Here is a 23,625-nt window from a genome sequence, read left to right on the forward strand (position 1 = left end):
TGGACGGCCGGCCGTCCACCGGGTTGAGCTGGTAGACGTGCCGTCCGGTGCCGTCGTTGCGGTCGCCGGGGACGGTGACGTTGCCCAGGCCGACCGTCGACTGCTTTCATGGCGGACGAGGACAAGGCGGCCGCACCCGTACCGGTGGGTGGCCGCCGGGCCGAGGCTGAACCCCGCCCGACGGAAGCCACGTTGAGCGGGCCGGAACGCGACGGGGGAGGAACAGGGGATGGAAGCGAACGGCCCGGAGGTGCGCGCCTACGTCGAGGCCCTGGTGCGGATGGGCGCGCCGGAGGTGCCGGGGCCGCCCGCCCTGGCCCTGCCGGGAGGCACCGCGGCGGAGGTGACGGCCGTCGCCCGGCGGCTGGTGCTGCGGCTGCCGCCGGACCGGCAGCACCGACCGGAGACGGCGCCGGGACCGCTGGCCGTGGCGCGGTCACTCGTGGTGGACGTGCACCCGTCCGCGCCCGGGGGGACGGTGGCGGAGCGGGAACGGCTGGCCGGGTGGGTCGCGGTGCTGACCGAGCAGCGCGGCCGTGGCGGCCTGCTTCAGCTGGTCCGCCGTGGCGGCGCGCAACGGGGTGTCCGGAAGATCGGCCAGGGCCTCGCCGCGCCACAGCCGCAGCGCCTCCTCCAGCAGTGCGATCGCCTCGTCGGGCGCACCGCGGTCGGCGCGCTCGGCCAGCGCCGTGAACCGCAGCGCGTCCACCTCCTCGGCCAGCCCGCTCAGCAGATAGCCGCAGGTCCGGGTGTGGAGCTCGAACGGGGGTGTCGGCGAGCACCTTGCGCAGCGCCGCGACGTGCCCCTGCACCGCCGCCCGGGCACTGGCCGGCGGCCGTTCCCCCCCCACAGCAGCTCGCAGAACCGGTCCATGCCGACCACCTGGCCCAGCCGCAGCGCCGGCGGCGCCAGGACCGCCCGCCGCTGCGACCCCGCCAGGGTGGCGAGACCGCGGGCTCCGCGACCTCCAGCTCCACCGGCCCGAGCAGCCGAATCCGCACCAGTGCCCCCCAACGTTGCCGCACCCGAGACCCGAAGGCGGCCCTCGGGGTGGAGCTGTGTAATGCGCACACCTGTCCGGTCCGCACTCGTCCGCTCGCCGCCGGCGGGGCCTCCAGGGGTACGGAGCCCGCACGGGCGGCGGATGGTTGCCTTGCCGGAATCCCGGCCGTCACCCGGGCGGAGCGCGGTGGCGGGGCGGGCCGATAGCGTGCGGGCATGGACGAGACTCTCGGCAGACATGTGAACGCCCGGTTCGAGCGGCTGGCCCAGCGGGTCCGCGACGAACTCGCCGCCGCCGGGCTGCCGGTGGTGGCCCCGGGCCTGGACCGGGGACTGGCCGCCGGGGCGGAGGTCCGGGTCAGCGCCTGGAACCAGCACTTCGGTGAGGAACCGGAGGTGGTGGTGAGCTGGCTCGTGAGCCCCCGGCTGCGCGGCAGGGCGGTGGCGGACGTGCAGCGGTACCAGGAGGTGACCCCGGCGATCCGCCAGTCCGGTGAGGCCCAGGCGGCGATGGCCGCCGCGGTGATCGCGATCCTGTCGGCGGCCGGCTACACCGCCCGGGACCACGGCAACGAGTACGCGCCGTTCGACGTGCTGGTGCTCGCCGGTCCGGACCTCAGGACGCCCCCGGCGTGGGCCGACCTCGAGGAGGCCCCGGACCGGACGGAGGGCGAGCCCGCGAGGTGAACCGGCCGGGTCCGGTCCGGCGTACGGTCCCACGACGAGAGGGAGGGCGAGCAGTTGGCGCGGCATGCCGCGCCGGACCGCCGGTTCGTCGGCCGCGCCGCCGAACTCGCCCGGCTGCACGAGGCGTTGGCTGTCGCCGCGGACCGCACGCCCGATCCTGGTCACCGGACCGTCCGGGGTGGGCAAGACCGCCCTGGTCCAGCACCGGGCGGCGCAGCGCTTCCCCGACGGCCTCCCGCACGCCGACCTGCGCGGCGGCGACCCGGACGGCCCGCGCCGGCCCGCCGACGTCCTCGCCGGGTTCCTCGCCGACCTCGGCGTCGCGCCGGAGGCCGTTCCCGCCGGGCTGGAGGAGCGGGCGGCCCGCTACCGCGAACTCCTCGCCGAGCGCCGGATCCTGATCCTGCTGGACGACGCCAGGGCGCTGCTGGCCCGGGCCCTGGCGCCCGTCCGGGGCCTCGTGTAGCGAGGCCCCGGACGCGGCGGCGAGCGGGGTCAGATCCGGGTGTCCTCCACCACCGGCAGCGCCTGATCGTCCTGGCTGCCCGACGCGCCCTGGTCGGCCTGGCCGTCCTGCGCGGTCGGGGCGAAGGCCGTCCGCGGTGCGACCGCCGGCTTCTTCCCGCAGAAGGCCGGCTCCAGCGCGTTCATCAGCCCCTGGGTGACGGAGCCGTTGTTGGAAGCGTTGGCGAAGACCACCACCGTGCGGTGCCCGTCCGGGGTGGTGAAGGACTGGGTCTGGTAGCCCTGGACGATGCCGCCGTGCCCGTACACGTCCCCGCAGGACAGGGAGATGCGGCGCAGCCCCAGTCCGTAGGAGATCCTGGCGCTCGGGGTGGGCAGCGCGGCCTCCATCTGGCGCAGCGAGTCGTCCGAGACCAGCCCGCCGGAGCTGCCGGCCATCAGTGCGGTGAGGAAGGTGTCGAGGTCCTCGGCGGAGGAGATGACCGCCCCGGCGCTCCACACCCAGGAGCCGGTCTGCTCGGTGGAGTCCAGCAGCGGTTTCGTGCGGTCGTCGTTGGTGAGGTAGCCGGTGACGTGGGCGCCCCGGATCCGCTGGTCGGGGACGACGAAGGAGGTCTTCTCCAGGCCGAGCGGCTCGATGATCCGCTCGCGCAGCACGTCCGGGTACGGGCGGCCGGTGAGGTGTTCGACGGCGAGGCCCATCAGCACGAAGTCGGTGTTGGAGTAGGAGTAGCGGCTGCCCGGCGGGTACTGCTGCCCGTGCTTGACGGACATCGCGACCAGGTCGGCCGGGGCGTACACCTTGGTGCGGATGCGGGCCTCGAAGGCGGAGGTGGTCTCCTCACCGGGCTGTTCCAGCAGGTCGTCGGTGTGGTCGTAGATGCCGGCCCGGTGCTCCATCACCTGACGGCCGGTCATGGTCCAGTCGTCCGGGAGGGTGCCGGCCGGGAGGTAGTCGCGCAGCGGCTTGTCGAGGTCGATCCGGCCCTCCTGCGCCAGCTGCATCACGAGAACGGCGGCGAACATCTTGCTGTTGCTGCCGACCCGGAACCTCCACCCGGAGTTCATCGGCGTCCCGTCCAGGTTCGCCCTGCCGACGGTCAGTGAGCGGGTCCGGTCGTCGTCGCCGTGGTCGTGGATCACCGCGAAGGAGCCCGGGGCGCCCGCAGCCGTGGTGGCCTGAAGTGCGCTGAGCACCCCGGCCGTGTCGGGGGCCGGCAGGGTAGAGCCGTCCCGGTCGGCTGCCAGGGCGGGCGCGGTCGCGACCGCCGCCAGGACGGCAGCGGCGGCGGTCACCGCGAGCGGACGCAGAAGGCTGGTCTTCGCCATGTTCCTCGGCTCTCTCGTGGGCTGACGCGGCGTCGGATCGCGTCGATCGGAGATCACTATCACCGGTGCGGGCGGCCGGTGGCAATGTGAACCGGTTCGCCTGCATCGCCGGTCTTCCGGCTGATTCGCCGGGCTCACCGTTCGTTTCCCGGCCCGGGGCCAAGGTTTTACCTCCCGTCATCTACCCGCGTTGACCGCTCCGACCCCATGCTGATCGGGCGCTCGTCCGCCGCCCGGTGTCACCCCGCACCGGGCCTCCCGCTCAGCGACTTCCCCCTCGCCGACTTTCCCCTCACCGACCATGGAGTCCCCATGCCCCTGGCCACCCTCGCGCGCCGGGCCGGCGCCCTGCTGCTCGCCGGCGCCGGCCTGATATCCGCCACCGGCACCGCCCACGCCACCGGCACGTACACCGCCGTCGTCTTCCCCGACCAGAGCCACACGGTGGTCAACAACCTGATCAACTCGGCCACCAAGTCCGTCGACGTCACGATGTACGAGCTGCGCGACACGACCGCCGTCAACGACCTGATCGCCCGTCAGCGGGCCGGCGTCAAGGTGCGGGTCATCCTGGACGGCCAGCACACCTCGGTCAACGGCACCGCCTACAACGCCCTGAAGGCGGCCGGCGTGGGCGTGACGTACTCCTCCTCGGCGTTCGTCTACACCCACCAGAAGACCGTCACCGTGGACGGCGCCACCTCGATCATCATGACCGGCAACCTGGACGCCACCTACTACTCCAGCAGCCGCGACTACGGCGTCATCGACACCGACGCCAACGACGTCGCCGCGATCGAGCAGGTCTTCGCCGCCGACTACGCCAAGACCTCGATCACCCCCTCCGACGGCGACAACCTGGTCTGGTCGCCCACCGACTCGCAGTCCCGCCTGCTGGCGCTGATCAACGGCGCGCAGACCTCCCTGGACGTCGAGGAGCTGGAGTTCGGCGACCCGACCCTGGTCGACGCGATCACCGCGGCCGCCGACCGCGGCGTCACCGTGCGCGTGGTCGGCATGAACCCCGACTCGTACGGCTCCTACTTCGACCAGGTGACCGCGGCCGGCGCCAAGGTGGTCACCTACTCCTCGACCACCGGTCTGTACATCCACGCCAAGGCCATCGTCGCCGACTACGGCACCTCCACCGCGAAGGTGTTCGCCGGCTCGGAGAACTTCTCCGACAACTCGCTGAACAACAACCGCGAGCTGGGCCTGATCGTCTCCGACTCCGGCGTGCTCAACACGATCGAGTCGACCTTCGCCACCGACTTTGCCAACGGCACGCCGTACTAGGCCTGTTGGGCCCATTCGGCCCGTTCGGCCCGTTCGACCCGTCCGTCCCGTTCGGCGAAAGCACGACAGTCCGTCACCTCCCGTTCCGGGCGGCCCGCCGAGGGCCGCCCTCCACCCGAGGAAACGTCATGACTTCGTCCGCGAAGCCCCTGAACGACTCCCCCCGTCCCCGATCCCGCCGCACCGCGACCGCGATCGGCTCGGCCGTCGCGCTCGTCGCCGCCTCCGCCGGCCTCTGGGCGGCGACCGCCACCACCGCGCAGGCGGCCGGGCTGCCCGCGCCCGACCACATCATCGTCGTGGTGATGGAGAACCACTCCTACAGCCAGATCATCGGCAGCAGCAGCGCGCCGTACATCAACAACACCCTGAAGGCGGGCGGCGCCAACCTCACCCAGTCCTACGCCATCACCCACCCCAGCGAGCCGAACTACTACGCCCTGTTCTCCGGCTCCACCCAGGGCAGGGTCGACGACAGCTGCGTGACGGTCGGCGGCTTCCAGGCCCCGAACCTGGCCTCCGAGGTGATCGCCGCCGGGAAGACCTGGGCCAGCTACAACGAGTCCCTGCCCAGCCAGGGCAGCACGGTGTGCAGCTACGGCAACTACGCGCAGAAGCACAATCCCTGGTTCGGCTTCGGAAACGTCCCGCTGAACAGCGCGCTGACCTTCGCCCAGTTCCCGACCGACTACACCACCCTGCCGAAGGTCTCCTTCGTGATCCCGAACCTGTGCAGCGACATGCACGACTGCTCGATCAGCACGGGTGACACCTGGATCAAGAACAACCTGGGCGCGTACGCCACCTGGGCGCAGAGCCACAACAGCCTGCTGGTGGTCACCTTCGACGAGGACAACAGCCTGTCCGGCAACCGGATCCCGACCGTGCTCTACGGCGCCCACGTCGCCCCGGGCAGCAGCTCGTCGACCACCTACAACCACTACAACGTGCTGCGCACCCTGGAGGACCTCGCCGGGGCGAGCGGCCACGCGGGCAACGCGGCGACCGCGACGGACGTCACCGGCATCTGGAACTGACTTTCCATTCCTAGGAGTTGACCCGGACCGGCGGCCGCTCGACGGTCGCCGGTGCCGGCTTCTCCGGCTGGGTGCCGAGCCGGCGCACCCCCGGCACCGCCGCGGTGCCCGCGCACACCAGCGTCACCAGCACGGCCGCCGCCAGCAGCGGCACCCGGCTGCCCCAGGCCCCGGCGGCCAGCGGGGCCAGTACGTAGCCGAGCGGCGCGGCGGCCAGCGAGAGCAGCCAGTCGTACGAGGTGACCCGGGCCAGCACCTGCGCCGGGAACTCCCGCTGGACCACCGTCTCCCACACCGGGTTGAGGAAGCCCAGCCCGGCCATCGCCACCCCGTACGCCGCCACCGTGACGGGCGCGGGCGCCGGAACGGCGAGCGCCAGCAGCGGAAGCCCGAACAGCGCGAGCGCCAGGTTGCCGACCAGCACCGGGCGCCGGGGCCGGAGCCGTCCGGCCGCCAGCGAGCCGAGCAGCAGGCCGACGGCCCCGGCCTGGGTGACCGCCACCCAGACGCCGTCCCCGCCGAGGCGGGTGGCGGCGATCAGCGGACCGAGGGTGAGCGCGACCGCGCTCGCGCCGTTCCACACCCCGTGGGCGACCAGACTGGTCCAGTACCAGTCCCGGGCGCGCACCTCGCGCCAGCCCTCGGCGAGGTCCCGGCGCAGCGTGCGCTTCTCGGCGGAGGCCTGCCCGGAGCGGGCCGGGGCGATGCGGACCCGGGTGAGCAGGGCGGCGCTCAGCAGGAACGAGACGCCGTCCGCGACGAAGGCCCAGCCGGGCCCGGCGGTGTACACCAGGACGCCCGCGAGCGCCGGGCCGCCGAGCCGGGCGGCGCTGGTGGCGGAGCCGAGCAGGGCGTTGGCCCGCAGCCGGTGCTCGGCCGGGACGGCGGCCCGGACCAGTGGCGAGGCGGTCGGCATGGCGAAGGCGGAGGCGAGGCCGCCGGCCGCAGAGGCGATCGCGATGTGGGTCAGGTCCGGCCGGGCGCCGAGGAGTTCGAGGCCGACGAGCAGCTGGGTGGCGGCGCGCAGCAGGTCGGTGGTGAGCGCGACGCGGCGCGGGTCGAGGCGGTCGCCGGCCACCCCGCCGAAGGGCAGCAGGAGCAGTCGCGGCACCATCGCGCAGCCGAGGACGAGGGCGAGCGCGCCGGAGGAGCCGGTGGCGCGGGTGATGGCGATGGCGAGGGCGGCGGGGACGACGGCGTCGCCGAGGGTGGAGACCGTCCGGCCGAGGAAGAGCAGACGGAAGTCGCGCAGGCGCAAGGGGTGTTGGGGCGCGGGGCGCCCTGGTGCGGCATCTCGGATCACCCGCGGAACTGTATTTCGGTGCCGAAGTTTTGGCAACGAATATTTTGGCGCCGTATAGACTTGCCCTTTGTAGACTCCTCCCATGCCCGAGCGCCCTGACCAGCAGCCGACCCCGCCCCGCGACTGGACGGACGGCCACCTCGACCGCTGGCTGCCGGTGCTTCCCGGCCTCGACCCGGACATCGAGGGCGCGGTGACCCGGATGTCCCGGCTCACCCGCCACCTCGGCCGGGTCCGCGAACAGGGCGTCGCCGACTACGGCCTGCACAAGCACGAGTTCGACACCCTGCACGTCCTGGCCGGCCGCGGCGGCCACGCCGCCCCCTCCGACCTGCGCGCCGACCTCAACCTCGCCCCCGCCTCCGTCACCGGCCGGCTGGAGACCCTGGAACGCCGGGGCTTCGTCCTGCGCACCCCCTCGACGGAGGACCGCCGCAAGGTGGACATCGTGCTGACCGAGGCCGGCCGCGCCGCCTGGCAGGAGGCCCTGGACGTGGTCGGCCGCGAGGAACACCGCCTGCTGGGCGTGCTCTCCGAGGACGAGCGGCGCACGCTCTCCGACCTGCTGCGGAAGGTGATGCTCATCCAGGAGTCGGCGGGCGAGTAGGGCGCCTCTCGACCGGTGGCACGCGCGCCTGGTATCGATAGGGTCGTGCGATTCGAACTAGTGCCGATGCCGGACGGGGTGGGGGAGCGACCCCGGGACGGGCGCGGGTACCCGGTGCCGGCGATCACACCGTGGCAGGACGGGCAGCCGCAGTTCGCGCTGACCGATCACGGGCGCAGCGCCGACTGCGCGTTGCAGCGCCGCTGTTCGGTGTGCGGGGCGTTCATGGCGCGCGGCCCGGTGTGGCGGGTGGTCGGGCCGGCCGAGAGCGCCGCGATCGCGGAGGCGATCGCGGCGGGGCGCCCGTACCGCAACCTCGCGCCGACCATGGAGGGCCCCGGGCACCGCGCCTGCATGCTGTACGCGTCGATGGTGTGCCCGTACCTGGCCCGGCCCAACGCCCGCCGGAAGGTGACCGCCGGGGACACCGGCGACGGGCTGACCGCCGCCGCCGTCCGCGGCGCCGCCCGCGGCGGGACGGGGGCGGTGGTCGGGTTCGGTGACTACGAGTACGCCGTCACCGAGACCCGGGTGCTGTTCCGCTTCCTCGACGTGGTCGAGTTCCTGCCGCACGAGTCGGCCGACGAGCACCTGGCCGAGCTGCGGGCGGAGTTGGCCCGTTCGGCGCCGGATCAGGGCCGGTAGACCGGCAGGCCGACGATGGTGGAGACCTGGGTCGGCGCGGCGGAGCCGTCGGCCGGTACGGTGTCGACGCCCTCCGGGGTGCGGGCCGCGACGGTCTTGCCGTCGGGGGACCAGGCGGGCTCGGTGAAGTCCGTGGTGGCCGAGGGGGTGAGGTCCTTCTCGGCCTTCTGGTCGTACTCGGTGGAGCGGGTGAACAGGTGGTCGTGGCCGTTCACCGCGCGCACGAAGACGATCTGCCGGGCGTCCGGGGACAGGGCCGGCTGCGAGCCCTTGCCGATGTCCTGGGTGGCCGGGCGGATGTAGTCGTCGTAGATGTACACCTCGTTCGCCGGGGTGTTGGCGAACGCGATCTCGGCGTGCTGGCCGCCCGCGTTGGCCCAGGTGTTGCCGGTCTGCGGCGGCTGCGGGAGGCTCGCGTTGTCGCCGCCCTCGGAGTTGTGCGGGCTGAGGTCCTCGACCGCCCCGCCCTTGGCGGGGACCTTCACCAGCCGCAGCACGCCCGCCTTCTTGGCGGTGAACACGATGTTGTTGTAGCGCTCGGTCTCGTTGGGCACGGCGTCACCGCTGGGCCCCTTCGCGGCGTGCTGCCAGGTCGGGTGGGACCACTCCTCCCCGGCCGGGTGCTTGGCCAGGGTCGCCTTCCCGCTGCCGTCCGGGTCGGCCGTCATCAGGTCGCCGCTCTCGCCGACGTAGACGACCTTCTTCCCGTCGGGTGACCACGCGAGGTCACGCACCACGGTGCCGAAGTCCACCACGGTGCCGTTCATCGCGACGCCCTTGGTGCCCGTGCTGATGGTCAGGTGGTTGGCGACCGAGGTCCCGTTGACCTCCTTCTTCCCCCCGGGAGCCGGGCTGCCGGAGTGCGCGCCGCCACCCGGCACCGCCGCCCCGGGCGCACTGGTCCCGGGCGCGCCGGTGGCACCGGGCGCGGCGCTGGAACCGGAGTCGGCATTGTCGGGGCCGCAGGCGGAGAGCAGGACCGCGCTGACGGTGGTCATCAGAGCGATCGCGGCGGCGCTGCCGAATCTGTTGCGCACGGACATTTCCCGTTCCCCCTCGGTGGTGCGTGAGCTTTCGTCAAGGAGGTTGCCAGCCCGAGGTCAGCGCCCGGTGCCCGCCGTGTCACAGCCCTGGAACAGCGGGGAACGTCAGTGGCTCGAACGCGCGGAACGGCGGGACAACGGGCCGGCCGCCGGCTGGGGTTGGTCAGAATCCCGTGAGGGTCGTCTTTCCGATGGCGGTGCCGGACTCCTGCAGTCGGTGGGCCGCGCGGAGGTTGGCGGCGTTGACGGGGCCGAGGTCCCGGGTGGCGGTGGTGTGCAGGATGCCGGCGTCGACCAGGCGTGCGATCCGGGTGAGGACGTGGTGCTGCACGGACCGGTCGGGGGTCGTGAACCGGGAGTGGGTGAACATCGACTCCCAGTGGAACGCGATGCTCTTCGTCTTGAGCAGGCCCATCGGCAGGGAGTCGACGTCGTCGATGGCGACGATCCGGCCGAACGGCTTGAGCACCTCCGCGTAGCCGGGGAGGTTGCGTTCGGTGCCGGTGGTGCTGAAGACGTGGTCGATGCCGTCGGGGGCGAGCGCGGCGAGCTGTGGGGCGAGGGGCTCGGTGTGGTCGACCACGTGGTCGGCGCCCATGCGGCGGGCGAAGGCGGTCGTCTCCGGGCGGGAGGCGGTGCCGATGACGGTGAGGCCGGTGAGGGCGCGCGCCAGTTGGGCGACCATCGAGCCGACGCCGCCGGCGGCCGCCGTCACCAGCAGCGTGCCGGTCTGCTCAGGGGCGCCGTCGCGCAGCCCGAGGCGGTGGAACAGGCCCTCCCAGGCGGTGAGCGAGGTCAGCGGCATCGCTGCCGCCTCGGTGAAGGAGAGGGAGGCGGGCTTGCGTCCGACCAGGCTCTCGTCGACGCTGTGGTAGCGGGAGTTGGCGCCGGGGCGGTCGATGGCGCCGGCGTAGTAGACCTCGTCGCCGACCCGGAAGAGTTCCACCTCGGCGCCGACGGCGACGACGGTGCCCGCCGCGTCCCAGCCCAGCACCTTGGGTGCGCCGGCCGGGTCGGTGGTGCGCCGGACCTTGCAGTCGACCGGGTTGACGGCCACCGCCTCGATCCGGACCAGCAGGTCCCGCGGGCCGGGCTCGGGGATCGGGAGCTCGACGTCGACCAGGCTCTCGGGGTCGTCGATCGGCAGGCTCCTGCGGTAGGCGACGGCGGGCATCGTGGTGCTGGGGGTCTCGTGGGTCATGGCGGCCACTCTAATCCACTAACCGTTCTGATTTGGCGTAGAGGTTATGCAGTGTCAACACGGCGCCGAGCCCGCGCCGCCGCGCGGATGACGTGCCGCCACGGGGTGGCGCGGACCCGGTAGTCGTGGACCGTGATCAGCCCGGACAACCGACTCGTCAGGAGCACAGGCATGGGCCTCATCCACATCGAGCTGTTCGCGACCCTCGACCTCGTCGGGCAGGCACCCGGCGGCCCCGACGAGGACCCGGAGGGGTTCCCGTTCGGCGGCTGGCAGGCGCCCCTGGTGGACGAGGTCTCCGGGGCGCAGATCGCCGCCGCGTACGAGGGCACCGACGCCCTCCTGCTCGGCCGGCGGACCTACGAGCTGTTCGCCTCCTACTGGCCGCACCAGAAGGACAACGCGTTCGCCACACTCTTCAACAGCATCCCGAAGTACGTGGCCTCCCGCGGCCGGCCCGACCTCTCGTGGGCCGGGTCCACCCAGCTCGGCCCGGACCTGGCCGGCGCGGTGCGCGAGGTCCGGGACCGGCACCGGCACGTCAAGGTCGTCGGCAGCCTGAACCTGGTGCAGACCCTCCTGCGGGAGAAGCTGTTCGACCGGCTCGACCTCTGGGTGCACCCGATCGTGCTCGGCGTCGGGAAGAAGGTGTTCGACGGTGGCGCGGTGCCCACGAACATCACGCTCCTGGAACCGCCGGCCGCCAGCCCGAACGGCGTCGTCCAGCTGCGCTACGGACTCGCCGAGGGCACACCCCGGACCGGGGACATGGGCGCGCCCGATCGCGGCGTCGGCCGCGGCGACTGAAATCTGGGGGAGGAGGGGGCGGGGCTCAGCGCCGCCAGCGGTAGTGGGCGTTCCACTCCTGGCGGGATCGGGTGCCTGGTCACCAGCCCGGGTGTGATCGTGATGTCGGCATCCTCCGGCGGCGGGCCGACGGCGTACGACTGGCGGGATCTTGGCGACCTCGGGCGTTCACGCCACTCGTGGGGCGGGCCCGGGGGCCAGAGGATGGAGCCAACGCCGACCGGGGGGACCCGGCACGGCCCACCGGATCCCGTCCCGACCAGCGAGAACCCGAGGTACCCGCCCATGTCTGCCACCGCCACCGGCACCGCTTCCGCCGAGATCGCCAGCGCCGTCCTGAGCGTGCCCGCCGCCGCCCCGGCCGAGGCGGCCGCCCACTACGCCGCGCGGCTCGCCTTCGAGGCGGACGTCTCCGACGTCCACGCCGATCTGGCGTCCGGCGTCCCCGGCGTCGTGGTGGTCGACACCCGCAGTCAGGTCGCCTGGGACCAGGGCCACCTCCCCGGCGCCCTGCACATCCCCACCGCGCGGATCGCCGAGCTGGCACCGCAGTTGATCGACCCGACCCGGACCGTGGTCACCTACTGCTGGGGCCCCGGTTGCAACGGCGCGACCCGCGCGGCGCTGGCCTTCGCCCGCCTCGGCTACCCGGTCAAGGAGATGCTCGGCGGCTTCGAGTACTGGGCACGCGAGGGCTTCGCCTACGAGACCGCCACCGGTACCGACCAGCGCCCCGTCGACGACCTGACCGCCCCGCGCTCGGGCATCTCCTGCGCATGCTGAACACCACCGCCCCGGCCGGGCGGCGTGAGTGGGGCGGGGCGGGGGCGAAGCCGTCCGGCCGGACCGGCACCGGGGACGGCCGGGGTTCGAGTGCTCGGCCGCCGGCGATGGCCAGCAAGCAAGCGCATCAGTCAGGTCACATCTGGAACACAGTAGGATGGCTCAACTCCCGCGCTACGCGCGAAGAGTTCCACATATATGTCATTTGCCCGAATTATCTCCCGCTTCACAGTGCACGGAGCCAGCCTCATGGACAACCTGTCCACCGTCGACACCGACGGCGCGATAGAGACCCGCGGTATCGAACCCGTCCCCGACCACGAGCGCCGGGGCAGAGTCCGCGAGCTCTTCCCGACCTGGGTCGCGGCGAACATCAGCGTCCTGCTGCTCACCATGGGTGCCGCCCTGGTGGTGTTCAACCACCTGAACTTCTGGCAGGTCCTGATCGTCGCGGCCTGCGCCGCGCTCGTCTCGTTCGGGATGGTCGGCGTGCTCTCCGTCTCCGGGAAGTGGGGCGGGGCGCCGGGCGCGACCCTCTCGCGGGCCACCTTCGGGGTGCGGGGGAACCTCTTCCCCGGCGCGATCCTCTGGATCGCCCGGTTCGGCTGGGAGACGATCAACGCCGTCACCGGCGCCTACGCCGTGCTGACCGTGCTCGACCTGCTCTTCGGCGTCAAGAGCAACACCGCGCTGATCGTGATCACGCTCTTCGCCTTCGTCGCCTGCACCTTCCTGGTCTCCGGGATGGGCCGGAAGGCGCTGAACGTCTGCAACACCTGGTCGACGTACCTCTTCGGCGTCTTCAGCGTCCTGGTGCTGGGCTACCTGGTCGCGACCATGCACTGGGGCGAGGTCTTCTCCAAGCCCGCGGGCACCACCGCGATGATGATCGCCGGCATCGGGACCATCGCCGCCGGTGGCATCAGCTGGGTCCCCACCGGCCCGGACTTCGCCCGCTACCTGCCGCACGCCGCCTCCGGCCGGAAGATCGTCGGCGTGACGGTCTCCGGTGCCGGCCTGGTGATGGTGCCGATGGTGCTGATGGGCGCCGTGATGGCGGTGGCCTCGCCCGGCTTGGCGGACGCCGCGGACCCGGTCTCCTTCCTCGGTGACCTGCTGCCGACCTGGCTGGCCGTGCCCTACCTGCTGACCGCGATCGTGGGCATGCTGCTGATCAACAGCCTCTCCATGTACTCGGCCGGCTTCACCGCGCAGACCATGGGTGTCAAGCTGCCGCGCGCCATGGCCGTCAGCATCAACGCCGTGATCTCGCTGGTCGGCGGCCTGCTGCTGATGCTGGTCGCCAAGAGCTTCCTGGGCTCCTTCATCACCTTCCTGATCCTGCTCGCCGTCTCCTTCTCGGCCTGGATCGGCGTCTACGCGGTGGACATGTTCCGCCGCCGGACGCGCGCGGTGCGCTACGACGCCGCCGCGCTGATGGACACCGGCAAGGGCAGCCGGTACTGGTACGTGGGCGGTTTCTGCTGGCAGGCGATGGTGTCGTGGGTGCTCGCGCTGCTGATTGGGCTCGGGCTCACCAAGTGCGACTGGTTCGCCGGTCCGTTCTCCGGCACGTTCGTCGGCAAGTACGGGCTCGCCTGGGCGGCGACCATCGTGATCTCCGGCGTGATCATGGCCGTCCTTCCGGCGCCCCGGGAGAACGCCACTGGCACCCCCGCCACCGCCGCGGAGCCCGCCGACGTCCAGTCGGAGCGGAGCGAGCCGGTCACCGTCTGACCGCACTCCCGACGCACCGGACCGCCCGGTCGCCCGCTCAGCTGAGCGGGCGACCGGGCGGTCCGGTTTTGATGCGTGAAGGTCGTGGTGCGGGTGAAGCTGGTGCCGGAGGCCGAGCAGGCCGCCGTGCTGCGCTCCACCCTGCGTACGGTCAACGAGGCCGCGTGCTGGGTGTCGGCAGTGGCGTTCGACGCGCTCACGATGCTCCGCGAGCACCGCAAGGGCGAGTGCGACCTGATCGAGCGTGACGGCAAGTTCTACCTGGTCGCGACCTGTGAGGTGCCCGAGGCGCCGCTGAACGAGGACCCGGCCGCCTTCGGCGGCGTGGACCTCGGCATCTCCAACATCGCCACCACCTCAACCGGGTACCGGGCCGCCGGCCGCGGTCTGAACCGGCACCGCCCAAACGGCAGCTGGACCTGCGCAAGAAGCTCCAGGCCAAGGGCACCATCGACCAGGCAACGTTCGCGTGCCGCTCCTGCGGGAGCGCCATGCACGCGGACATCAACGCGTCCCACAACATCGCCCGCAAAGGCGAGACCGCGTGGACAGCGGGGCGTGAGTCACGCGTCCCAGCCACCACGACCTAGGTGGCTCAGACGTGGGAGGCCAGGCGACAGCCAGCCGCGCCCTACCCACTAGCCCGGCTCCTTCAAGGCCGGGTCAAGTTGACAGGCCGAGTTCGGCGAGGCCCGGGTGGTGGTCGGGGCGGCGGCCGAGAGGCCAGTGGAGGAGGCGCTGCTCGGGGGCGATCGGGAGGTCGTTGATCGAGGCGAGGCGGCGGGCCATCAGGCCGTGCTCGTCGAACTCCCAGTTCTCGTTGCCGTAGGAGCGGTGCCACTGGCCGTCGTCGTCGTGCCACTCGTAGGCGAAGCGGACGGCGATCCGGTCGCCGCCGTACGTCCACAGCTCCTTGACCAGGCGGTAGTCGTGCTCGCGCTGCCACTTGCGGGTGAGGAAGGCGGCGATCTGGTCCCGGCCGGTGAGGAACTCGTCGCGGTTGCGCCAGCGACTGTCCGGCGTGTAGGCGAGGGTGACGCGCTGGGGATCGCGGGTGTTCCAGGCGTCCTCGGCGGCGCGGACCTTGTGGCGGGCGGTCTCCTCGGTGAAGGGCGGGACAGGAGGGCGCTGCTCGGGCATGGGTCTCTCCTTGAGAACGGCCGTTCCGCTGGCGAGAACGATCGTTCTCGCGTCGTTCGCTACCCTAGGAGAACCATCGTTCTCATGCAAAGGGCACGACAGATGCAGCAGGCCGAGCAGGTCGACCCGCGAACCCGGATCCTCGACGCGGCCGAGGAGCTGTTCTACGGGCAGGGCGTCCAGGCGGTCGGGATGGACGCCGTCCGGGCCGCCTGCGGACTGACGATGCGGCGCGTCTACCAGCACTTTCCGTCCAAGAACGATCTGGTCGAGGCCTATCTGCAGCGCCGCGACGCGCGGTGGCGGGCGAGCCTGGCGGTCCACGTCTCGCGCGCCGGCGGCACGCCCCGGGACCAGGTGCTCTCGGTCTTCGACTGGCTCGGCCGGTGGTTCGCCGAGCCCGGCTTCCGCGGCTGCGCCTTCGTGAACTCCTTCGGCGAGCTGGGCGCCACCACGCCGGCCGTCGCGGCCGCCGCCCGGCACCACAAGGCGGAGTTCGCCGGCTATCTGGCGGGCCTGGTCGAGGCCGCCGGCGCCCCGTCCGCCACCGCCGCCCAGCTCACCCTGCTCGCGGAGGGCGCGATCACCACCGCGGCCGTGCACGGGGACCCGGGCGCCGCCGCCGACGCGCGGGACGCGGCCCGGCTGCTCCTGGACGCCGCCTTGACCGCCCGGAGGTAGGCGGACGGGGGCGCGACGAAGGGCCGGGGTCCGGGTCCCACATCCCCCGGGCCCCGGTCGGTTCGCCGGCCGGTGCGGCTCAGCCGATGGTGTAGCCGGAGCCGAAGGCGGTGACGGTGAACGGGCCGTCCAGGTCGTAGTTGCCGGTGGCGGCGACCCGCCGCAGGCACTCGACCCGGTCGACGGACTTGCGCCACTCGTCCGCGGTGGAGGAGTTGGCCGGGTTGTTCAGGTCGTCGACCCGGACGTCGAAGAAGGCGTCCAGCCAGGCGCGCTCCCCGGCGGTGGAGGGAAGGCCGACCTTGGCGTTGGTACGGCCGATCAGGGCGGGCAGGGCGTCGTACTCGCTGCCGTTGCCGTGCTGGATGGAGGCGTCGTAGAGCTCGGCGCGGGCCAGCGCGGTGGTCAGCCCGAGCTGGTCGGCCTGGTTCATGGCCGGGGTGAAGTAGCGCTGGTCGACCTGGTCGTCCTGGACCTGTCGGAAGGCCGGGTCCTGGGCGGCCTGCTGCCAGGCGGCGATGTAGTCGGCCTCGGGCAGGCCGGTGGTGTCACCGCTGCCGGCGGCGGCCAGGCGCTCCAGCTCGGGGATGAAGCGGGCCAGCGGGTTGTCGGGGGAGACGTCGGTGTAGGCGCGGACCACCTTGAGGGCGTCGCCGTCGTTGGTGGTGAACCCGGCCCGGCCGGCGGTGACCCCGCGGCCGTCGTCGATGTTCTCGGCGTAGCCGTACTGGATTTCGGTGGTGCTGTTCTCGAAGACGCTGATCAGCTGGTCGGCGCGGCGGCGCTGGTCGGGGGTGAGCCCGCCGGCGGCGACCCGCTGGGCGGCGGCCTGGGCTGCGGCGACGGTCGGGGCGGCCGGGCCGTTGGGCGCGGCCTGCGCCGTGGTGGCGGCCCAGGCGGTGCCGGCGACCAGGGCGGCGGCCGCGGTGACGGCGGCGAGGCGGTGGGTCCGGGTGGTGTGCATGGCTGTGCTCCGATCCCCGGCGGGGCGACCGCCGGAGGCAGTGGGGACGCGTGCGGGGCAGCGGTGCGGGTCAGGGCGCGTCGGTGTGGGTCAGGGTCTCCCAGCCGATGAAGTAGTCCGCCCCGAACGGGCTGTGCGCGGCCACGTACCGCTCGGTCTGCGGCATCGGGAGGCCCTCGCGCAGGTGGTACTCGTCGTACGCGAGCTGCACGGCGGGGCCGAGGCCGGTGTTCAGCGAGCCGTCGCACAGCCAGTCCGGCACGCTCGCACCGTTGTCGTAGCCGGTGTGGAACTCCAGTGCCTTGACGAGCCGTTCGCGGCCCTCGCCCCACAGGTCCACGCCCTGCAGCCGGGCGGTCTCGGCGGCCTGGGCCGCGGCCTCCAGACCCCAGCCGGCGTGGCCGAAGTCCCGGCAGGTCTCCTGGGACAGCCCGTCGACGAAGGTCGACTGGCCGTTCCAGTACTTGACCAGCGCGGACTCGCCCTCGATCCCGGCGTTCGGCGGGGCCACCGGCAGCTCGCCGTCCGAGGAGAGGTAGACGTACGCGGGCAGCCGGTGCCGCCACAGGTCGACGGCCCGGTCGAACAGACCGCGGTCGTCCAGGAACACCGCGATGCCCATCAGGGCGTCGGTCTCGATCAGTTCCCAGTTGCCGTTCTTGCGCGGGCTGCCGGGGGTCAGCAGCGGCACGTAGACGGTGCGCAGCATGGTGGCGAAGCGGTCGACCTCGCCGGCCGACCAGCCGGCGCCGGAGTGGCGGATCAGTTCGGCGGCGCGGGCCCAGTTGTTGCCCGACCAGCCGGTCTGCAGCGGGGCGTTGGTGTTGGTGTGCTGCCGGATCACGCCCGACCAGGCGTCCATGACGGAGATCGCCTTGTCGGCGTACCGCTGGTCGCGGGTGAGCACCCACTGGAGGGCGTCCGTGTAGGCGGCCATCGAGTCGTCGCGCTCGTCGGAGCAGCCGTTGTCGGGGTGCGAGCTGGATCCGCACTCCACGGTGGCGCGCGGTTTGGGCTGCCAGTCGAGCGAGGCGTACTTGCCGGCCCGCAGGTCCGCGAAGGCGGCGGTCCAGGGGTCGGCTCCGGCCGCCAACTTGCGCTTCACGAAGTCGAGTTGCTGCGCACCGACCAGCACGCCCGGGTGCTGGAACGCGGCGGCGGCACGGGTGGCCGCCGGGGTGCGGGCTTCGGCGGGGACGGCGGCGGGCAGGAGGAGGGCGGCGAGTGCGGCCCCGGTGATCAGTGTCCTGAAGGTGTTCCTGGTGCTCTTACGACCCATGGGGAAGTCGTCCTCTCGGTGGGAGGAGGTCGTGCTCAGGTCCGGCCTTGCAAGTGTTAGGAAACCTTCCTAACGAGTGGCATTGAACCATCAACCCATGTCCACGCCAAGCCGCCCGACGCCCTCGAATTCGGGAGGACTGCGGACCCTCCCGTCCCACCAGCCCCTCGTTTATCGCCCGTTGATCGTCGACGCCTAGCGTCGGGCCCATGGACGACAGGACGGCAGAGTGGCCGGGGGCGGCGCCCGAGGGGCGGATGACGGAACAGGACGCCGAGCGGTTCCGGCAGTTGCTGGCCGGGCTGGAGAGCTCGCTGGCGGCGGACCGGGAGGCGGCGGGGCGTGACGCCTGAAGCCGCCGGACCGCGCGCCCCGGTGGCGGTGCTGCCGCTCTGGCGGCGCGGGGAGGGGCGCGGCGAGGAGCACCGGGACGTGGACGTGGACCGGCCCGGGGTGCTGCGGGGGCACCCCGGGCCGGTGGCGTCCGGTCAGCCGCAGGCCATGCCGGACGAGGCTTGACGGACCAGAGCCAGGGCCAGGCGCGGGACCAGGACCGGGATCACGAGCAGTCGCAGCAGCAGCCGTCACAGCCGCAGTCGTCGCACCCGCAGTTGTCGCAGCAGTCGCACCCGCACTTGCAGCAGTCGCAGCAGTTGGGATCGCAGGCGTTGCAGCAGTCGCAGCAGTCGTGCCGCTCGCAGAACCCCTTGCGGCGCTCGCGGCTGAACGGGTCGTCGTGCTCGCAGCAGAGCAGCTGGCAGGTGCAGGCCATCAGCGCCCACACCGCGCACCCGGCGAGCAGGTTGCGCGGGTGGGGCGGCTTCCCGCCGGGCGGCGGGATGAAGCCGGGGCCCTGTGGCACCCACGGCGGGACCGGCGCCTGGTTCGGGTCCTGGCCGGGATGCGGACCGCCCGGGTAGCCGGGCGGCGGCACCTGACGCGACGGCGCGTCGTGCGGGTGCTCCGCGCTGGCGATGCCGGCACTGCCGGAGCCGTGCTTGCCGCTGCGGCAGCTCGCCCCGTGCCCGGCCCGGCCGAAGACCCGGTCCACCGCGCTCTCCGTCTCGTGCCCGAGCAGCACGTGCACCAGCGCCCGGTCGGTCAGTTCGACCTCGCGCAGCGCCAGCCGGATGCCGTGCACGGCGTCGCGGCAGAGCCGTTCGGCCTCGGCCCGGTCGGTGCCGGTGGCGGTCAGCGGGTTCCAGGCGCCCGAGGCGGCGTCGGCGGCCTGGTCCTCGGCGGCGTCGAGGAGGTGGGCGAGCCGGCCGAACAGCCGTCCCGCCTCGGCGAGCGGTGCGGCGTTGCCGGGGCGGCCGGCGATCACGGCAGTGTGCGCGAAGGCGGCCGACGTGGCGGTCTCGGTGGGCTCGGTGACCAGCAGCACGGAGCTGCCGGGCAGCAGTGAGCGCTCCAACTCGCCCTGCCGGGAGGCGGCGTCGAGCAGCACGGCGGTGTCGAAGCCGACGGTGGAGGCGCTGCCCGCGCTCTTGCGGTCCCAGCGCCGGGTCACCGCGCGGGCCCCGGCGGCGACCGGGCGGCGGGCGAACACGCCGTCCCGGTCCTCGACGTGGTCGCGGATCTTCACCGAGGCGAGCGCGAGCGAGACGGCGGCCGCCAGCCGGGCGCCCTCGCCCTTGGCGACGGAGGCGGTCCGCATGCCGCGCAGCGGGCAGGGCCCGGCGGTGCGGCGCCAGCTGGAGTCCTCCCGGGCGGCCTGGGCCTCGACCAGGACGGAGATGATCAGCCCGTCGTAGTTGGTGGCGGTCCGGGCGAGCTGCCCGTGGTCGTCCCGCAGGGCGAGGCAGAGTCCGCACAGGTGCGCCATCCAGGACGCCTGGAGGCGTTCGGACAGTCGGTGCCTGCACGGTCTGATGATGCCGAACACGATCCTGGTCCCCCTCGCCCGATGGGCCGCTGACCGGCCACTTTGTCGGCGGACATCATATGATCAGCGACCCGCAGGAGCCGCATGGTGGGCCGAACCTGAGCCGAGCTGCTGCCAGTCCGTCACCAAGCCCTCGCCAAGCCGTCGCCAGGCCGTCGCCAGCCCCATCGAAAAGCACGAGAAGGTGATCTCACATCCGGGATAGCATCACGGATATGGGAATCGACACGGCCGCCGACGAGCGGCTGGCACGACGGCTCGCCGAGCTGCGGGTCGAACGCGGCTGGACGCTGGAGGAGTTGGCCCGGCTGGCCGACGTCAGCCGGTCCACGCTGTCGCGGGTGGAGCGGGCCGAAGTCAGCCCGACCGCTGCGCTGCTCGGGCGGCTCTGCGCCGTCCACGGGCGGACCATGTCCCGGCTGCTCGCCGAGGTGGAGTCCGGCCCGGCCCCGCTGGTGCGGGCCGGGGAGCAGCAGGTCTGGCAGGACGAGACCACCGGCTTCGTGCGCCGCTCCGTCTCCCCTCCGCACGGCTCGCTGCACGCCGAGATCATCGAGGGCCGCCTCCCGGCCGGTGCCGACATCGCCTACGACCGCCCCTGCCTGCCCGGCCTGGAACACCACCTCTGGCTGTTCGAGGGGCAGTTGGAGCTGAGCCTGGACGGCGAGCCGCATCTGCTCGGCCCCGGCGACTGCCTGCGCTACCGCTCCGGCACCAGCCGCTTCCGCAGTCTCGGTCCGGGAGAGGCCCGCTATGCCCTGGTGGTGGTCGAGCCGTGAGCGCCGCCAGCGGTCCGATACCGAAGAAGGAACGTTTCGACGCCGCCGGGCGCCGCGTCCTGCTGGTCTGTGTCGCGGGCGGCTTCACCACCCTGATCGACCAGTCCGTCCTCAACACCTCGATCCCCGCGCTGCGCCAGACCCTGCACGCCCAGCCCGCGCACCTGCAGTGGATCGTCGCCGGGTACTCGCTCGCCTTCGGCCTCGCGCTGATCCCCGGCGGGCGGCTCGGCGACGTCAAGGGCCGCAAGTGGTTCTTCGTCTCCGGGCTCGCCCTGTTCACCCTGGTCAGCCTGGTCTCCGCGACCGCCACCGACCCGACGGTGCTGATCGCCGCCCGACTGCTCCAGGGAGCCGGCGCGGGGCTGGTCAACTCCCAGATGATCGGCACCCTCCAGGACGTCTTCGACGGCCAGCTGCGCGCCCGCGCCCTCGGCATGTACGCCGTCACCGGCAGCCTCGCCTTCGCCCTCGGCCCGCCGATCGGCGGCCTGGTGCTGGCGGCGGCCGGCCCCGAACTGGGCTGGCGGCTGACCTTCCTGCTCAACGTACCGTTCGGACTGGCCACCCTCGCCCTGGCCGTCCGTCACCTGCCCAGGCCCCGCCCCGCCACCCGGCACGCCGACCTCGACCTGCTCGGCCTGCTGCTGGTCGGCGCGCTCACCCTCGCCCTGATGCTGCCCTTCGTCCAGCCGCCCGGCTGGGCCGGCTGGTTCGCCTTCGCGGCCGGGGCCCTGGCGCTGCTCGGCGCACTCATCGGATGGCAGCGCCGCTACGCCCGCACCGGCGGGCACCCGCTGATCCACCCCGCCCTCACCCGCTCCGCGCCGTACGCCCTCGGAACGGCCACCGCGATGGCCCAGTTCGGCTCCTCGCTGGCCGCCTCCCTGGTGCTCACCATGTTCCTCCAGGACGGCCTCGGCCTGTCCCCGATGGGCGCCGCCCTGGTGTCGCTGCCCTCCGCGCTGGCCATGGCCACCGCCTCCGCGCTCGCCTGGCGCGTGGTGCAGCGCCTCGGCCGACGCACCGTCACCATCGGCATGACCGGCTCCGCGCTGGCCATGCTGCTCAACGGGCTCCTCGCCCACTGGGCGCCCGCCGCCGTCCTGCCCTGGCTGCTCGCCCTGCTCCAACTGCTCAGCGGCGCCTCGGTCGGCCTGATGGGCTCCACCAACCAGGCCTACGTGCTGCGCCACGCGCCCGCCGAGGCGGCCGGGGTGAGCGGGGCGATCCTGCAGATGGCGCAGCGGATCGCGGCGGCGGTGGCGGTGTCCGCGCTGTCCGGTGTCTACCTGCGGGAGACGGCCGGGGGCGGCGGCCACCGCGCCGCCTACCTGACGGCGAGCCTGGTCTGCGCGGCGGTGGCCGGACTCGCGGTGCTGGCCTCGGTGTTCGCGGGCCGGGCGAGCCGGCGGGAGCCGGCGGCGGAGGAGCCGGTCGCGCTGAGCCGAGGGCGAACAGCCGTCCGGTAGCGGCCGGTCGGCGCGTACGGTGGCGGGCATGTTGCGTCCTGAAAGCTGGTCCAGGCTTGCGGGTGGGAGTCCCGTCCGGGTAGACACCGGAGTGCCCGGTAGCAGGTCCCGGTTCGTCGTGGAGACGCGGCGGGCTGAGCGGGATGTCAAGAGCCTCTTTGGAGGGAGCAAGCACGCGGGCCGTAGCGTGAAGCGAACCTTGCAGCCTCGTCAGACCGACAACGGAGAAGCCGAGCCCCTCATGTCCGGGCGAAGGCCATGTCCTGGGGGCCCTGTTCCGGGGTCAGCCCTCGGGGTTCTCCCGGGGTATGGAGGGCGGCACGTGTGCACAGTCTGGGCCGGAACAGGAGAGACCCGTCTGCCTGTGCCTGACGTCGGGCAGGAGACCGGACGTATAAGCCGATGGTGAAGTCGTCCGGAGGGCAGCGGGAGTCCGATGGGGTCGTAGTACCGCTGATCGGCGTGCAACACAACGCGCCGGGAGGGAAGGGCCCCAGCTTTGATCACGCCCGTGACGGGGGTAAGCGCGAGGGCATGGCCGGAGAAAGACCGGTCAACCACCCCGACGGGGCGAGCCCCGTCGTAGTGGACGGGCGAGCGTCCGTCCTGAAAGTGCGACAACTCCAACGCGCGCTATGGGCTGCGGCCAAGCAGTCTCCGGAGCGGCGTTTCCACGCCCTGTACGACCGTGTCCACAGAGGTGACGTGCTGTGGGAGGCGTGGGAGCGGGTCCGGGCCAACGCAGGGAGCGCCGGGGTGGATCGGGTCACCCTGGAGTTCGTGGAGAGCCGGTACGGGGTTGGCCGGTTGCTCGGCGAACTCCAGCGGGCTCTCCGCTCAGGCACGTATCGTCCCGCGCCGGCCAGGCGCGTGGACATCCCGAAACCACAGGGTGGCAAGCGGCCGCTGGGCATTCCCACGGTGCGCGACAGAGTGGCCCAGCAGGCGGCGAAGATCGTCCTGGAGCCGGTGTTCGAGGCGGACTTTCTGCCGTCCTCGTACGGGTACCGGCCGAAGCGGTCGGCGTTGCAGGCGATGGAGCGTCTTCGGACGGGCTTCATCGAGGGCCGCTGTGTCGTCGTGGAGTTCGACATCCGCGACTTCTTCGGCGAGATCGACCATGGTCGGCTCCTTGCCGAGGTGGGGCGTCGGGTGTCGGACCGCAGGGTGCTCAAGCTGCTGCGGCTGTGGCTCCAGGCGGGTGTGATGGTGGACGGGGAGGTTCGGCGGACGGTCGCCGGGACTCCTCAGGGCGGGGTGATCTCACCCTTGCTGGCCAACATCTACCTGCACGTCCTGGACACCGAGCTCGCCGAGTGCGGTGTCGGTGAGCTGGTGCGGTACGCGGACGACGGTGTCGTCCTGTGCCGGTCGGTGAGCAATGCCGGGAACGCCTTGGCGGCGGTCGGGGAGATCCTCGGCGAGCTGGGGCTGGAGCTGCACCCGGACAAGACGAAGGTGGTAGACCTCAGAGAGGGCCGG

At 72.7% G+C, this 23,625-nt stretch carries 24 protein-coding genes; 15 read left to right on the plus strand and 9 right to left on the minus strand.

What is annotated here, in order from left to right; translation table 11 throughout:
- Nucleotides 1–436 precede the first annotated feature (436 nt).
- Nucleotides 437–709: a BTAD domain-containing putative transcriptional regulator gene (locus tag ACWCYO_RS34840; RefSeq protein WP_449786466.1), complete on the minus strand. Its 273-nt coding sequence runs from the start codon at nt 707–709 to the stop codon at nt 437–439.
- Between the two features lie 510 nt (nt 710–1,219).
- On the opposite strand from ACWCYO_RS34840, the gene ACWCYO_RS34845 reads away from it, so the two are divergent.
- Both ACWCYO_RS34845 and ACWCYO_RS34850 read left to right on the plus strand, forming a co-directional pair.
- Nucleotides 1,220–1,690 carry a hypothetical protein gene (locus ACWCYO_RS34845; protein WP_270141101.1) on the plus strand — a complete coding sequence of 157 codons (471 nt, stop codon included), beginning with the start codon at nt 1,220–1,222 and terminating at the stop codon, nt 1,688–1,690.
- Nucleotides 1,691–1,754: 64 nt separating this feature from the next.
- Nucleotides 1,755–2,156 carry an AAA family ATPase gene (locus ACWCYO_RS34850; RefSeq protein WP_449786467.1) on the plus strand — a complete coding sequence of 134 codons (402 nt, stop codon included), beginning with the start codon at nt 1,755–1,757 and terminating at the stop codon, nt 2,154–2,156.
- 29 nt (nt 2,157–2,185) lie between these two features.
- On the opposite strand, the gene ACWCYO_RS34855 is transcribed toward ACWCYO_RS34850, so the two are convergent.
- Nucleotides 2,186–3,484: a serine hydrolase domain-containing protein gene (locus tag ACWCYO_RS34855; RefSeq protein WP_270141099.1), complete on the minus strand. Its 1,299-nt coding sequence runs from the start codon at nt 3,482–3,484 to the stop codon at nt 2,186–2,188.
- Nucleotides 3,485–3,796: 312 nt separating this feature from the next.
- On the opposite strand from ACWCYO_RS34855, the gene ACWCYO_RS34860 reads away from it, so the two are divergent.
- Together ACWCYO_RS34860 and ACWCYO_RS34865 are read left to right on the plus strand one after the other, a co-directional pair.
- Nucleotides 3,797–4,780 carry a phospholipase D-like domain-containing protein gene (locus tag ACWCYO_RS34860; protein ID WP_449786468.1) on the plus strand — a complete coding sequence of 328 codons (984 nt, stop codon included), beginning with the start codon at nt 3,797–3,799 and terminating at the stop codon, nt 4,778–4,780.
- Between the two features lie 128 nt (nt 4,781–4,908).
- The gene (locus tag ACWCYO_RS34865; protein WP_449786469.1) at nt 4,909–5,817 is read left to right on the plus strand and encodes an alkaline phosphatase family protein; all 909 of its coding nucleotides are present in this window, start codon (nt 4,909–4,911) and stop codon (nt 5,815–5,817) included.
- Between the two features lie 10 nt (nt 5,818–5,827).
- Here the strand turns inward: ACWCYO_RS34865 and ACWCYO_RS34870 are convergent, their stop codons facing one another.
- Nucleotides 5,828–7,120 carry an MFS transporter gene (locus tag ACWCYO_RS34870; protein ID WP_270141094.1) on the minus strand — a complete coding sequence of 431 codons (1,293 nt, stop codon included), beginning with the start codon at nt 7,118–7,120 and terminating at the stop codon, nt 5,828–5,830.
- An 82-nt stretch (nt 7,121–7,202) separates the two neighbouring features.
- Here ACWCYO_RS34870 and ACWCYO_RS34875 point away from each other — a divergent pair, with 82 nt between their 5' ends.
- Together ACWCYO_RS34875 and ACWCYO_RS34880 are read left to right on the plus strand one after the other, a co-directional pair.
- Nucleotides 7,203–7,727 (plus strand): MarR family winged helix-turn-helix transcriptional regulator, encoded by a 525-nt coding sequence (locus tag ACWCYO_RS34875; RefSeq protein WP_449786470.1) that lies wholly within the window; start codon nt 7,203–7,205, stop codon nt 7,725–7,727.
- A 45-nt stretch (nt 7,728–7,772) separates the two neighbouring features.
- Nucleotides 7,773–8,372, plus strand: a complete 600-nt coding sequence (locus ACWCYO_RS34880) for a hypothetical protein (protein ID WP_449786471.1) — start codon at nt 7,773–7,775, stop codon at nt 8,370–8,372.
- Here the strand turns inward: ACWCYO_RS34880 and ACWCYO_RS34885 are convergent.
- Both ACWCYO_RS34885 and ACWCYO_RS34890 read right to left on the minus strand, forming a co-directional pair.
- Nucleotides 8,360–9,409 carry a hypothetical protein gene (locus ACWCYO_RS34885; RefSeq protein ID WP_449786472.1) on the minus strand — a complete coding sequence of 350 codons (1,050 nt, stop codon included), beginning with the start codon at nt 9,407–9,409 and terminating at the stop codon, nt 8,360–8,362. The genes ACWCYO_RS34880 and ACWCYO_RS34885 overlap by 13 nt on opposite strands.
- A gap of 169 nt (nt 9,410–9,578) precedes the next feature.
- On the minus strand, nt 9,579–10,616 hold the full coding sequence (locus ACWCYO_RS34890) for a zinc-binding alcohol dehydrogenase family protein (RefSeq protein WP_449786473.1): 1,038 nt from the start codon (nt 10,614–10,616) through the stop codon (nt 9,579–9,581).
- A 171-nt stretch (nt 10,617–10,787) separates the two neighbouring features.
- Between ACWCYO_RS34890 and ACWCYO_RS34895 the strand changes: the two genes are divergently transcribed.
- The 3 genes from ACWCYO_RS34895 (at nt 10,788) to ACWCYO_RS34905 (ending at nt 13,943) form a co-directional block, all read left to right on the plus strand.
- Complete coding sequence (locus ACWCYO_RS34895; RefSeq protein ID WP_270141086.1) at nt 10,788–11,423, plus strand: dihydrofolate reductase family protein; 636 nt, start codon at nt 10,788–10,790, stop codon at nt 11,421–11,423.
- A gap of 285 nt (nt 11,424–11,708) precedes the next feature.
- A complete protein-coding gene (locus ACWCYO_RS34900) occupies nt 11,709–12,206 on the plus strand; it encodes a rhodanese-like domain-containing protein (RefSeq protein ID WP_270141085.1) in 498 nt (165 codons plus the stop codon).
- 249 nt (nt 12,207–12,455) lie between these two features.
- Nucleotides 12,456–13,943 carry a purine-cytosine permease family protein gene (locus tag ACWCYO_RS34905; protein WP_449786474.1) on the plus strand — a complete coding sequence of 496 codons (1,488 nt, stop codon included), beginning with the start codon at nt 12,456–12,458 and terminating at the stop codon, nt 13,941–13,943.
- A 663-nt stretch (nt 13,944–14,606) separates the two neighbouring features.
- On the opposite strand, the gene ACWCYO_RS34910 is transcribed toward ACWCYO_RS34905, so the two are convergent.
- Nucleotides 14,607–15,083, minus strand: a complete 477-nt coding sequence (locus ACWCYO_RS34910; protein WP_270141082.1) for a nuclear transport factor 2 family protein — start codon at nt 15,081–15,083, stop codon at nt 14,607–14,609.
- Between the two features lie 84 nt (nt 15,084–15,167).
- Here ACWCYO_RS34910 and ACWCYO_RS34915 point away from each other — a divergent pair, with 84 nt between their 5' ends.
- Complete coding sequence (locus ACWCYO_RS34915; RefSeq protein WP_449786475.1) at nt 15,168–15,764, plus strand: TetR/AcrR family transcriptional regulator; 597 nt, start codon at nt 15,168–15,170, stop codon at nt 15,762–15,764.
- Nucleotides 15,765–15,843: 79 nt separating this feature from the next.
- On the opposite strand, the gene ACWCYO_RS34920 is transcribed toward ACWCYO_RS34915, so the two are convergent.
- Together ACWCYO_RS34920 and ACWCYO_RS34925 are read right to left on the minus strand one after the other, a co-directional pair.
- The gene (locus tag ACWCYO_RS34920) at nt 15,844–16,728 is read right to left on the minus strand and encodes a chitosanase (RefSeq protein ID WP_270141079.1); all 885 of its coding nucleotides are present in this window, start codon (nt 16,726–16,728) and stop codon (nt 15,844–15,846) included.
- 70 nt (nt 16,729–16,798) lie between these two features.
- Nucleotides 16,799–18,007: an alginate lyase family protein gene (locus tag ACWCYO_RS34925; protein ID WP_449786476.1), complete on the minus strand. Its 1,209-nt coding sequence runs from the start codon at nt 18,005–18,007 to the stop codon at nt 16,799–16,801.
- Nucleotides 18,008–18,216: 209 nt separating this feature from the next.
- Here ACWCYO_RS34925 and ACWCYO_RS34930 point away from each other — a divergent pair, with 209 nt between their 5' ends.
- Both ACWCYO_RS34930 and ACWCYO_RS34935 read left to right on the plus strand, forming a co-directional pair.
- Nucleotides 18,217–18,360 (plus strand): hypothetical protein, encoded by a 144-nt coding sequence (locus tag ACWCYO_RS34930; RefSeq protein ID WP_270141075.1) that lies wholly within the window; start codon nt 18,217–18,219, stop codon nt 18,358–18,360.
- On the plus strand, nt 18,350–18,526 hold the full coding sequence (locus ACWCYO_RS34935; protein WP_449786477.1) for a hypothetical protein: 177 nt from the start codon (nt 18,350–18,352) through the stop codon (nt 18,524–18,526). The genes ACWCYO_RS34930 and ACWCYO_RS34935 overlap by 11 nt, the downstream gene beginning before the upstream one ends.
- Nucleotides 18,527–18,566: 40 nt before the next feature.
- On the opposite strand, the gene ACWCYO_RS34940 is transcribed toward ACWCYO_RS34935, so the two are convergent.
- Nucleotides 18,567–19,892: a DUF5685 family protein gene (locus ACWCYO_RS34940; RefSeq protein WP_449786478.1), complete on the minus strand. Its 1,326-nt coding sequence runs from the start codon at nt 19,890–19,892 to the stop codon at nt 18,567–18,569.
- Nucleotides 19,893–20,107: 215 nt separating this feature from the next.
- Between ACWCYO_RS34940 and ACWCYO_RS34945 the strand changes: the two genes are divergently transcribed.
- The 3 genes from ACWCYO_RS34945 to ltrA form a co-directional block, all read left to right on the plus strand.
- Nucleotides 20,108–20,671, plus strand: a complete 564-nt coding sequence (locus ACWCYO_RS34945; RefSeq protein ID WP_270141072.1) for a helix-turn-helix domain-containing protein — start codon at nt 20,108–20,110, stop codon at nt 20,669–20,671.
- Nucleotides 20,668–22,143, plus strand: a complete 1,476-nt coding sequence (locus tag ACWCYO_RS34950) for an MFS transporter (RefSeq protein ID WP_270141070.1) — start codon at nt 20,668–20,670, stop codon at nt 22,141–22,143. The genes ACWCYO_RS34945 and ACWCYO_RS34950 overlap by 4 nt, the downstream gene beginning before the upstream one ends.
- Nucleotides 22,144–22,677: 534 nt before the next feature.
- A partial coding sequence (gene ltrA / locus ACWCYO_RS34955; RefSeq protein WP_449786479.1) for a group II intron reverse transcriptase/maturase occupies nt 22,678–23,625 on the plus strand: 948 nt, incomplete at its 3' end.

Source organism: Kitasatospora sp. NPDC001683, from assembly GCF_053596495.1.

Coding starts and splice junctions, on each gene's coding strand:
- ACWCYO_RS34845 (WP_270141101.1), top strand. CDS start 1,220: ATGGACGAGACTCTCGGCAGACATGTGAACGCCCGGTTCGAGCGGCTG.
- ACWCYO_RS34850 (WP_449786467.1), top strand. CDS start 1,755: ATGCCGCGCCGGACCGCCGGTTCGTCGGCCGCGCCGCCGAACTCGCCC.
- ACWCYO_RS34855 (WP_270141099.1), bottom strand. CDS start 3,484: ATGGCGAAGACCAGCCTTCTGCGTCCGCTCGCGGTGACCGCCGCCGCT.
- ACWCYO_RS34860 (WP_449786468.1), top strand. CDS start 3,797: ATGCCCCTGGCCACCCTCGCGCGCCGGGCCGGCGCCCTGCTGCTCGCC.
- ACWCYO_RS34865 (WP_449786469.1), top strand. CDS start 4,909: ATGACTTCGTCCGCGAAGCCCCTGAACGACTCCCCCCGTCCCCGATCC.
- ACWCYO_RS34875 (WP_449786470.1), top strand. CDS start 7,203: ATGCCCGAGCGCCCTGACCAGCAGCCGACCCCGCCCCGCGACTGGACG.
- ACWCYO_RS34890 (WP_449786473.1), bottom strand. CDS start 10,616: ATGACCCACGAGACCCCCAGCACCACGATGCCCGCCGTCGCCTACCGC.
- ACWCYO_RS34895 (WP_270141086.1), top strand. CDS start 10,788: ATGGGCCTCATCCACATCGAGCTGTTCGCGACCCTCGACCTCGTCGGG.
- ACWCYO_RS34900 (WP_270141085.1), top strand. CDS start 11,709: ATGTCTGCCACCGCCACCGGCACCGCTTCCGCCGAGATCGCCAGCGCC.
- ACWCYO_RS34905 (WP_449786474.1), top strand. CDS start 12,456: ATGGACAACCTGTCCACCGTCGACACCGACGGCGCGATAGAGACCCGC.
- ACWCYO_RS34910 (WP_270141082.1), bottom strand. CDS start 15,083: ATGCCCGAGCAGCGCCCTCCTGTCCCGCCCTTCACCGAGGAGACCGCC.
- ACWCYO_RS34915 (WP_449786475.1), top strand. CDS start 15,168: ATGCAAAGGGCACGACAGATGCAGCAGGCCGAGCAGGTCGACCCGCGA.
- ACWCYO_RS34920 (WP_270141079.1), bottom strand. CDS start 16,728: ATGCACACCACCCGGACCCACCGCCTCGCCGCCGTCACCGCGGCCGCC.
- ACWCYO_RS34925 (WP_449786476.1), bottom strand. CDS start 18,007: ATGGGTCGTAAGAGCACCAGGAACACCTTCAGGACACTGATCACCGGG.
- ACWCYO_RS34930 (WP_270141075.1), top strand. CDS start 18,217: ATGGACGACAGGACGGCAGAGTGGCCGGGGGCGGCGCCCGAGGGGCGG.
- ACWCYO_RS34945 (WP_270141072.1), top strand. CDS start 20,108: ATGGGAATCGACACGGCCGCCGACGAGCGGCTGGCACGACGGCTCGCC.